Origin of the sequence: Pseudomonas sp. PSPC3-2, from assembly GCF_049897085.1 — a bacterium.
In the GTDB taxonomy this organism is placed as follows: Bacteria; Pseudomonadota; Gammaproteobacteria; order Pseudomonadales; family Pseudomonadaceae; genus Aquipseudomonas; species Aquipseudomonas paraveronii.
Genome location: NZ_JAFCVO010000026.1, coordinates 44,234 through 53,754, shown reverse-complemented (window position 1 = coordinate 53,754; position 9,521 = coordinate 44,234). Strand labels below are relative to the sequence as shown.

The following is a 9,521-nucleotide window of genomic DNA, read 5'->3' as shown; positions in this document are numbered from 1 at the left end:
TAATATCTCGCATAAGAACGCCGGTTTGTTAGATGTGTTTGCTCGCACGAACATCATCAACCAAATCGGCGTTCTTGTTTCTGTGTTTCCCGAGATTCCGTGAAGAACCAAAAAAAAGCGGCACACCGACCAAGCGCACCGCAAAAAATGCCGTTAAGCACAGCAACAACGATTCGATAAATCAGTTCAGTCCAGCAGTGCCAGCGCCTCAGCGGTGACTTCCTGGATACGTGCCCAGTCGCCGTTCTTGACCCACTCGGGGTCGAGCATCCAGCTACCGCCCACGCACATCACGTTTTTCAACGCCATGTAGCTCTTGATATTAGCCGGGCTAACGCCGCCGGTCGGGCAGAATTTCACTTCGCCAAACGGGCCGCCCAGGGCTTTGATGGCTGCGACGCCACCGCTGACTTCCGCCGGGAACAGCTTGAAGCGGCGATAACCCAGGCCATAGCCTTCCATGATGCCGGAGGCGTTGCTGATACCCGGCAGCAGCGGGATCGGGCTGTGTACCGAGGCTTCAAGCAGGTCGCGGGTAATGCCGGGGGTGACAATAAATTGCGAGCCGGCAACGGTGGCCGCTTCGAGCATATGGCGATCGAGCACGGTGCCAGCGCCGGTACACAACTCCGGACGCTGCTCGCGCAGGACCTGAATGGCCTTGAGGCCGAACTCGGAACGCAGGGTCACTTCCAACGCGGTCAAACCACCGGCTGCCAGGGCGTCGGCCAGCGGCAAGATGTCCTGTTCGCGGGCGATGGTGATCACTGGCAGTATCCGCGCCTTGGCGCAGAGACTGTCGATCAGGGCAACTTTATCCGCCATGGACACGGTCGATTGAGGGCTTTTCATCGCGGCTGATCCTTGGCTCATGGGCACCAGTAAATCTCTAATGTAGGTTGCAAAAACGCGCGAATCGGCATGGCAGCAACGTCGTCACTGGCCAGCGCGGCGCTCAAGGTGGTCAATTTCGAACTGCCGGAGATCGACAGTACGGTGTAATTCGCCGTGGCCAGCAGCGCGCGACTCATGGTCAGGCGCTGGCGCGGCACGGTCGGCGCCAGCATCGGCCAGCAACGGCGGGTACCGTCGGCCTGCAGGGCCTCGCTCAGGTTCGGGCTGTTGGGAAACAGCGACGCGGTGTGGCCGTCGTCGCCCATCCCCAGTACCAGCACATCAATAGCCGGCAGTTCGGCCAGCAGGCGATCGGCCTGCTCGGCGGCGTCTTCAAGATTGGCAGCGGCGCTGTACAGGCTGAGGAATTTGGCCTTGGCTGCCGGACCTTGCAACAGGTATTTCTTCAACAGGCCGGCATTGCTGTCGGCGTGTTCCACCGGCACCCAGCGCTCGTCGGCCAGGCTGATGGTGACCTTGGACCAGTCCAGGCCCTGCTTGGCCAGGTTCTGGAAAAACGCCACGGGGCTGCGGCCACCGGACACCACCAGGGTCGCTTCGCCACGAGCACTGATGGCCGCGCGCAGTTGCTCGGCCACGTCATTGGCCAGGCCATCCGCCAGCAACGCAGGCGAACGGTACTCATGGGCAGTGACGCCCTGAGGCAGTTTCAATTCAGATATCGCCATACCACGACCTCCCATCCCGCGTGATCAGTGCAATGGAGCTCATCGGCCCCCAGGAACCCGCCGCATACGGCTTGGGCGCATCACCGGATTTTTTCCACCCGGCGATCAACTGGTCACACCACTTCCACGCGGCTTCGATTTCATCTTTGCGAACAAACAGGTTCTGATTGCCGCGCATCACTTCCAGCAACAACCGCTCGTAGGCATCGGGAATCCGTGCGCTGCGATAAGTGTCGGAAAAATTCAGTTGCAGTGGCCCGCTGCGCAGTTGCATGCCCTTGTCCAGGCCCTGCTCCTTGGTCATCACGCGCAAGGAAATACCTTCGTCCGGTTGCAGGCGGATGATCAGTTTGTTGCTGATCTGCAGGCGCTGCTCGGGGGCGAAGATGTAGTGGGACGGTTCCTTGAAGTGGATGACGATCTGCGACAATTTTTGCGGCATGCGCTTGCCGGTGCGCAGGTAGAACGGCACGCCGGCCCAGCGCCAGTTGCGGATATCGGCACGCAGGGCGACGAAGGTTTCGGTATCGCTCTGAGTGTTGGAATTCTCTTCTTCCAGGTAACCCGGCACCGGCTTGCCGGCGCTGTAGCCGGCGATGTACTGGCCGCGTACCACTTGGGTGGTCAGGCCATCCGGGCTGATCGGCGCCAGGGCCTTGAGCACCTTGACCTTCTCGTCACGGATGCTGTCGGCGGACAGGTCGGCCGGCGGGTCCATGGCGATCAGGCAAAGCAGTTGCAGCAGGTGATTCTGGATCATGTCCCGCAGTTGCCCGGCCTTGTCGAAGTAACCCCAGCGGCCTTCGATGCCGACCTGCTCGGCCACGGTGATTTCCACGTGGGAAATGTAGTTCTGGTTCCACTGGGTCTCGAACAGGCTGTTGGCGAAACGCAGGGCGATCAGGTTCTGGACGGTTTCTTTGCCCAGGTAATGGTCGATGCGGTACGTGCGGTTTTCCGGAAAAAACTGCGCGACGGCGTCGTTGACCTTGCGCGAAGATTCCAGGTCCGAGCCGATGGGTTTTTCCAGCACCACGCGGGTATTGTCCGCCAGGCCGACCTTGGACAGGTTTTCGCAGATCGCCCCGTACACCGCCGCAGGCGTGGCGAAGTAGGCAATCAGGCGTTGCGCGGTGCCGGCTTTTTCAGCCAGGACCACGTAGTCATCCGCATTCATGAAATCGACGTGAACATACGTCAGGCGCGCCAGGAAACGCTGGGCGATAGCCTCGTCCAGTTCCTTGCCGACGTAGTTGCGCAGTTCTGTTTCAATATGCGCCAGGTGCTGTTGCTCGGAACCGGCTTCACGGGCCAGGGCCAGGATGCGCGTGTCGTCGTGCAAGAGCCCGGCGCCATCGAGTTGATAGAGGGCAGGAAATAACTTGCGCAGCGCCAGATCACCCAACGCGCCAAACAGGGCAAAGGTGCAGGGTTCTACGGTTATCGAAGGCATGATGTTTGTTCTTTTATCAAGTTAAGCTACAAATACCTTTTTTCAAGGCATCACTCAAGGAAAAATGTAGTAATAACCACAACATTTTCCCGAAATACGCATTCCGAGTGGTGGTGTTCAGCTACCCTCAGTAGGATAGGCCACCGCAAAGAGCCACTCGTCGATTGATGACCGCCCTTTATTTGCATCGTCGCCCCAAGGAAAGACTGTATGGACCGCGTGCGAAATCTTCTGGAACAGATCCGGAACCGCCTCGAAGAATTGAACAAAGCTGAGAAAAAAGTCGCCGAGGTCATCCTGCTCAACCCACAGCAGGCGACCCGCTTCTCGATCGCAGCCCTCGCCCAAGCCGCCTCGGTCAGTGAACCGACGGTCAACCGTTTCTGCCGCTCGTTTGGTGTCAGCGGTTACCCTGAACTTAAATTGCAGCTGGCGCAAAGCCTGGCCAGCGGTGCGGCGTATGTCAGTCGCGCAGTGGAGGCCGATGATAACCCCGAGGCCTACACCCAGAAGATCTTCGGCAGCGCCATTGCCTCTTTGGACAGCGCCTGCCAGGCCCTCGACCCGAACCTGATCAGCAAGGCCGTGGACCTGTTGATCCAGGCGCGCCAGATCCACTTCTTCGGCCTCGGCGCGTCGGCACCGGTGGCCATGGATGCGTTGCACAAGTTTTTCCGCTTCAACCTGTCGGTGACTGCCCATGCCGACGTGCTGATGCAACGCATGATTGCCTCGGTGGCCCACACCGGCGAGCTGTTCGTGATCATCTCCTACACTGGGCGTACCCGCGAACTGGTGGAAGTGGCGCGTATCGCCCGGGAAAACGGCGCATCGGTGCTGGGCGTGACCGCCGAGAACTCACCGCTGGCCAAGGTCAGCACCGTGAGCCTGAACATTCCGCTGCCGGAAGACACCGACATCTATATGCCGATGACCTCGCGGATCATCCAGCTGACGGTGCTGGATGTACTGGCAACCGGCATGACGTTGCGCCGTGGCGTGGATTTCCAGCCGCATCTGCGCAAGATCAAAGAGAGCTTGAATGACAGCCGGTATCCGGTTGGAGATGAGTTCAACTGAGGCAGACAATGCCTCCAGCAGTCCCGGCCTCTTCGCGAGCAAGCCCGCGAAGACGGTATAGCAACAGCGCTAAACCCCAGCCCGGGCCTGCAAACTCAAATGCGCCCTCTCCCCCGGCGCCAGACTGGCCCCGGCCATTGCCGACTCCACGCACACAAACCCCGACGCCTCATTAAAACTGACGCCCAACAGCGGCCGACTGCCCGGGTGCCACACCACGGTGTCGGCGCTGTCACCGGTGTCGATGCACAACTCGCGCTGCCAGGCGTGGTCCTTGAGCTGTAACTCGCCCTCATGCTGGAACACCCGCTGACACCCGCCCTCCACGCGCAGTTCGCCTTCCTGCTGGCAAGCCTGGCGATTGAGCTGGTCATACCCTTGCACGCCGTCAAGCCCAGACAGCGCTATCTCACCGACGTTGCCAATACGCCAGTAAGCGTGCAATGCATGGCTCAGTTGGCATGGCAGCTCATCCTGATGCTCGGTACTCAAGCGCAGTTCCAGGGTTTCGCCCAGGTGCGCGTGCAAGTCCACCTGCCAGTCGCACAACTGCAACTGCCAGTGCAGGCGCACGCCGTTGTCGTCGGTGCTGCTGTCGAGCAGTTTCCAGTCGATCAGCCGCGCCCAACCATGGGACGGCCACGCATTTTCGCTGGGATGCCGGCCATACCACGGCCAGCACACCGGCACGCCGCCACGAATAGCGCCGACTTGCGGCCACTTGGCCGCGCACCACAACCAGGGTTTCTGCCCACGAGGCTGAAAATGCAGCAATTGCGCGCCCTGCCGGCTGAATACCGCCTGGCAGAGCGGATGGTCGATCACCAACACGTCACGCACCTGGAAGCGCTCCCAGGCGAATACCGGACGCTCGCGCAGGGATTTGAAAAAGCGTTGCAGTGGATGCTCATGCATGTGACACGGTCCTGAATATCTTCACAGTGCAACCCAAAAAAAAGCGGATAGCCATGGCTATCCGCAAAATGCGCACAGAGAGGAAGAGCTTATCGCAACAGCGTTAGAACACCGACTGAATTTTCAGACCGGCTACCAAGGCGTTGTCGACTTTATCCACGCCGCCCGGGTGGACAACGTATTGCAGGTTGGGACGCACGGTCAGCCAGTTGGTGACGTGGAAACCGTAGTTGATTTCGTAGTTGTACTCGGTGCTGCGCAGCGGCGCGTACAGCGGGTTGTCGTAGTCGCTCACGCCATTGGCGATGTTGAGCAGTTCGGCGTTTTTCTTCACGTCATCGTTAACGTGCAGACGAGCGGCACCAATCCCCACATCGTCTTTTGGACGCGCGTCGAAAGGCCCTTTGTACACCAACATAATCGACTGGTAGTTATCGACGGTGTTGGTGTCCTTGTCGTGGAACGTGGCGTTGGCCGCAATGTTCAGGCCGCGGGAAGCGTCGCCGTTGTGGGTAGTGAGTTGCTGCTGCGCAACGAACCAGTAGCCTTTTTTGCTGCTGTGGGTGCGGTAAGCTTTGCCAGTGGTGGCCGCATCGTTACCGTCGACGTCTTCACGTACATCGGCAGCATCGGCGGCGCTTTTGTAGTAACCCACACGGTATTCGCCCGGCAGGTTATTGACCTTCGGCGACCAGACCAATTCCACCGGGATCACGGTGCCCTTGGTGCCACTGCCGCTGAGTTTGAAACCGTTACCGTGCTCCAACTGCGACGGGTTCTGGTTGTACGCACCGATCTGCGCATACAGCTCAGGCGTGATGTTGTACTTCACGCGGATAGCGGCCTGGGCGACCGGCCAGTTGTACCAGGAGCTGACGTAGTTACCGACTTGGGAGCCGCAGAACGACAGGTTCTGGAAGTCGCACGGGAAGGTGTTGAAGTCTTCGCCTTCACCGAAGTAACCGAGCTTCACGTCCAGCTTGTTGTCGAACATCTGGTGCTGAATCCAGAACTGGGTCAGACGCACCATGTGGCCACGGCCGTACACTTCTTGAGACGAGCTCAAGGTGCCGGCACGCGGATCACCGACACGGTCGTTGGAGATGTTCTGGCCATTACGGTTGGTCAACTGGATCTTCGCCTGGGTGTTATCCCAGCCCCACAGTTTTTGCAGGTCCAGTGCCACGCCCAGACCGAACTGGTCAGCGTAACGCGCCGTTTTGTCGTGGTTGTAGCCGCCGCTCAGGTTGCCACCGACTTCCCCAACGTAGTCAGCCTTGATGTCGATACCTTGCTCGATCAGCTTGGTCCGCTCGCCGCCCCAATCGCCGGTCATCCACTTGGAATCGGCGCTGAACGCATCGGCCGCCATCGCATTGGCGGACAAGACCAGGGCTGCCGCTGCTGACAGTTGGCAGATCAGCCGAGTGTTGTTGTGTTGCTTTTTCATCCCTACATCCTCGTCTTTATTGTTATTAAACTGTTTTTATCTAACGCGGTTCACTTTTTCTTTCAAAAACAACAGCTTATATTTTCATCGACCCTTGAACTGAGCCACGTTGTCGGCACGGTCCTGGGTGGGCAAAGACGCGGCAGTGCCCAGGCGCTCGCCGGTGTTGGCGTCGAACAGCAGCACCTTGGCCGGATCGAATTGCAGGGTCAGGGTCTCGCCCACCTGCGGTGCCAGATCGGGCGCCAGGCGGCAGCAGACCTTGGTGTCATTGAGCTGCACGAACACCAGGGTGTCCGGGCCGGTCGGCTCGGTGACCTGGACTTTGGCACGAATGCTCGACGAACCGTTGCCCTCACCCGTCGCCAGCACGATTTGCTCCGGGCGCAGGCCGAGGATCACGTCACGGTCTTCCAGGCCGGCATTGCTCATGCTCAGCGGCAGCTCGCAACGGGCCTGGCCGCTGTCGAGCAGGGCCACCAGGCGACCATCCTTGCGTTGCAGGCGCAGGGGGATGAAGTTCATCGGCGGCGAACCGATAAAACTCGCCACAAACAGGTTGGCCGGGTCGTTGTAGATCTCTTTCGGCGTGCCGAACTGCTGGATGATGCCGTCCTTCATCACCGCCACTTTGTCACCCAGGGTCATCGCTTCGATCTGGTCGTGGGTGACGTAGACGGTGGTGGTTTTCAGACGCTGGTGCATCAGTTTCATTTCGGTACGCATCTCGACGCGCAGCTTGGCATCGAGGTTGGACAGCGGTTCGTCGAACAGGTAGATCTTCGGCCGACGCGCCAGGGCGCGGCCCATGGCCACCCGTTGTTGCTGACCGCCGGAGAGTTGGCCCGGTTTGCGGTTGAGCAAGTGTTCGATCTGCAACAGCTTGGCCACCCGCGCCACTTCGGCGTCGATATCGGCTTGAGGCATCTTGCGAATCTTCAGGCCGAACTCGATGTTTTCACGCACGCTCATGGTCGGGTACAGCGCGTAGGACTGGAACACCATGGCGATGTCGCGATCCTTGGGGCTCATGCCGCTGACGTCCTGGTCGCCGATCATGATCGCGCCACCGGTGATGGTCTCAAGGCCCGCGATGCAGTTCATCAGCGTGGACTTGCCGCACCCCGACGGGCCGACCAGGATCAGGAACTCGCCTTCCTTGATCGACAGTTCGATGTTCTTCAAGGTGTCGGGCAGGCCGGCGCCATAGGTCTTGTTTACATTGCGAAGTTCAAGCGTAGCCATGATTACCCCTTGACCGCGCCGGCCGTGAGGCCGCGCACGAAATACTTGCCTGCGATCACATAGACCAGCAGGGTCGGCAGCCCGGCGATCATCGCCGCCGCCATATCCACGTTATATTCCTTGGCCCCGGTGCTGGTGTTGACCAGGTTGTTCAGCGCCACCGTGATGGGCTGCGAGTCGCCGCTGGAGAACACCACGCCGAACAGGAAGTCGTTCCAGATCTGGGTGAACTGCCAGATCAGGCAGACCATGATGATCGGCGTCGACATCGGCAGGATGATCAGGCGGAAGATGGTGAAGAAACCTGCACCGTCCAGGCGCGCCGCCTTGATCAGCGCATCCGGAATGCTCACGTAGTAGTTACGGAAAAACAGCGTAGTGAACGCCAGGCCGTAGACCACATGGATAAACACCAGGCCGGTGGTGGTGCTCGCCAGGCCCATTTTGCCCAGCGTGAACGAGGCCGGCAGCAACACGGTCTGGAACGGCAGGAAGCAGCCGAACAACAGCAAACCGAAGAACAGTTGCGAACCACGGAAGCGCCAGAACGACAGCACATAGCCGTTCAACGCACCGATGGCGGTGGAAATCAGCACGGCCGGCACGGTGATCTTGATCGAGTTCCAGAAGTAGCCATCCACCGTTGCCCAGGCCTTGACCCAGCCGATGCCGGTGACCACGGTCGGCCAGCTCAACAGGTTGCCGGTGCTGATGTCTTCCGGGGTCTTGAAGCTGGTGAGCAACATCACCACCAGCGGCACCAGGTACAGCAGCACCGCGAGGATCAGCACCGCGTAGATTGCGATGCGGCTCAGGCTGATGGCAGGTTTTGCGGCAAGACTAGTCATTACGCTTGGTCCTCAGCTCGGAGTACAGGTACGGCACGATGATCGCGAGGATCGCACCGAGCATCAGGATTGCACTGGCCGAGCCCATGCCCATCTGGCCACGGCTGAAAGTGAACGAGTACATGAACATCGCCGGCAGGTCGGACGAGTAGCCAGGACCTCCAGCGGTCATCGCCGCCACCAGGTCGAAGCTCTTGATCGCGATGTGCGCCAGGATCATCACCGCACTGAAGAACACCGGACGCAGGCTTGGCAGCACCACGCTCCAGTAGATGCGCGGCAGGCTCGCGCCGTCGATCTGCGCGGCACGAATGATCGATTGATCCACACCCCGCAGGCCGGCCAGGAACATCGCCATGATGAAGCCGGAGGCTTGCCACACGGCAGCAATCACCAAGCAATAGACCACGCGATCCGGGTCGATCAGCCAGTCGAGACGGAAGCCTTCCCAGCCCCAGTCCCGCAGAAGTTTGTCCAGGCCCATGCCTGGGTTTAGCAGCCATTTCCAGGCCGTACCGGTGACGATCATCGAGAGCGCCATCGGGTACAGGTAAATGGTGCGGATAAAGCCTTCGCGGCGGATTTTCTGGTCGAGGAAAATCGCCAGCGTCACGCCGATCACCAAGGTGATACCGATGAACATCCCGCCGAACAGCGCCAGGTTCTTGCTCGCCACCCACCAGCGGTCGTTGTCGAACAACCGCTCGTACTGCGCAAGGCCCGCCCATTTGTAGCTGGGCAGGAACGTCGACGTGGTGAACGACAGCACGAACGTCCACAGGATGTAGCCGTAGAAGCCCACCAACACGATGAACATGCTCGGCGCCAGCACCAGTTTGGGTAGCCAGCGCTGCAGTGCATCGAACGGCGAGGCTTTGCTGAACACAGCAACAGAACTCATGGGGAAATCCAATACAAGGGAAAAGGACTACAGGAACATGCCGGGC

General features: G+C 59.8%; 9 protein-coding genes. 1 reads left to right on the top strand and 8 read right to left on the bottom strand.

Going from position 1 to position 9,521, the window contains the following annotated elements; all coding sequences use genetic code 11:
- Positions 1-186: 186 nt before the first annotated feature.
- From ACP7CJ_RS27335 to zwf, 3 genes are read right to left on the bottom strand one after another with little or no spacing between them, the layout of a single operon-like run.
- Complete coding sequence (locus ACP7CJ_RS27335) at positions 187-852, bottom strand: bifunctional 4-hydroxy-2-oxoglutarate aldolase/2-dehydro-3-deoxy-phosphogluconate aldolase (protein WP_253398378.1); 666 nt, start codon at positions 850-852, stop codon at positions 187-189.
- A 17-nt stretch (positions 853-869) separates the two neighbouring features.
- Positions 870-1,583, bottom strand: coding sequence for a 6-phosphogluconolactonase (gene pgl, locus ACP7CJ_RS27330; RefSeq protein WP_426102859.1), 714 nt, complete (start codon positions 1,581-1,583; stop codon positions 870-872).
- On the bottom strand, positions 1,570-3,036 hold the full coding sequence (gene zwf / locus ACP7CJ_RS27325) for a glucose-6-phosphate dehydrogenase (RefSeq protein WP_247403276.1): 1,467 nt from the start codon (positions 3,034-3,036) through the stop codon (positions 1,570-1,572). The genes pgl and zwf overlap by 14 nt, the downstream gene beginning before the upstream one ends.
- 219 nt (positions 3,037-3,255) lie before the next feature.
- On the opposite strand from zwf, the gene ACP7CJ_RS27320 reads away from it, so the two are divergent.
- On the top strand, positions 3,256-4,116 hold the full coding sequence (locus ACP7CJ_RS27320) for a MurR/RpiR family transcriptional regulator (protein WP_253400433.1): 861 nt from the start codon (positions 3,256-3,258) through the stop codon (positions 4,114-4,116).
- Positions 4,117-4,185: 69 nt separating this feature from the next.
- On the opposite strand, the gene ACP7CJ_RS27315 is transcribed toward ACP7CJ_RS27320, so the two are convergent.
- The 5 genes from ACP7CJ_RS27315 to ACP7CJ_RS27295 form a co-directional block, all read right to left on the bottom strand.
- Positions 4,186-5,031, bottom strand: a complete 846-nt coding sequence (locus ACP7CJ_RS27315) for a D-hexose-6-phosphate mutarotase (RefSeq protein ID WP_426102861.1) — start codon at positions 5,029-5,031, stop codon at positions 4,186-4,188.
- Between the two features lie 103 nt (positions 5,032-5,134).
- On the bottom strand, positions 5,135-6,481 hold the full coding sequence (locus tag ACP7CJ_RS27310) for a carbohydrate porin (RefSeq protein WP_276194570.1): 1,347 nt from the start codon (positions 6,479-6,481) through the stop codon (positions 5,135-5,137).
- Positions 6,482-6,565: 84 nt separating this feature from the next.
- Positions 6,566-7,726: an ABC transporter ATP-binding protein gene (locus ACP7CJ_RS27305; RefSeq protein ID WP_426102863.1), complete on the bottom strand. Its 1,161-nt coding sequence runs from the start codon at positions 7,724-7,726 to the stop codon at positions 6,566-6,568.
- A gap of 2 nt (positions 7,727-7,728) precedes the next feature.
- Positions 7,729-8,574: a carbohydrate ABC transporter permease gene (locus ACP7CJ_RS27300; protein ID WP_046382285.1), complete on the bottom strand. Its 846-nt coding sequence runs from the start codon at positions 8,572-8,574 to the stop codon at positions 7,729-7,731.
- The gene (locus tag ACP7CJ_RS27295; protein ID WP_003175732.1) at positions 8,567-9,475 is read right to left on the bottom strand and encodes a carbohydrate ABC transporter permease; all 909 of its coding nucleotides are present in this window, start codon (positions 9,473-9,475) and stop codon (positions 8,567-8,569) included. The genes ACP7CJ_RS27300 and ACP7CJ_RS27295 overlap by 8 nt, the downstream gene beginning before the upstream one ends.
- Positions 9,476-9,521: the final 46 nt, after the last annotated feature.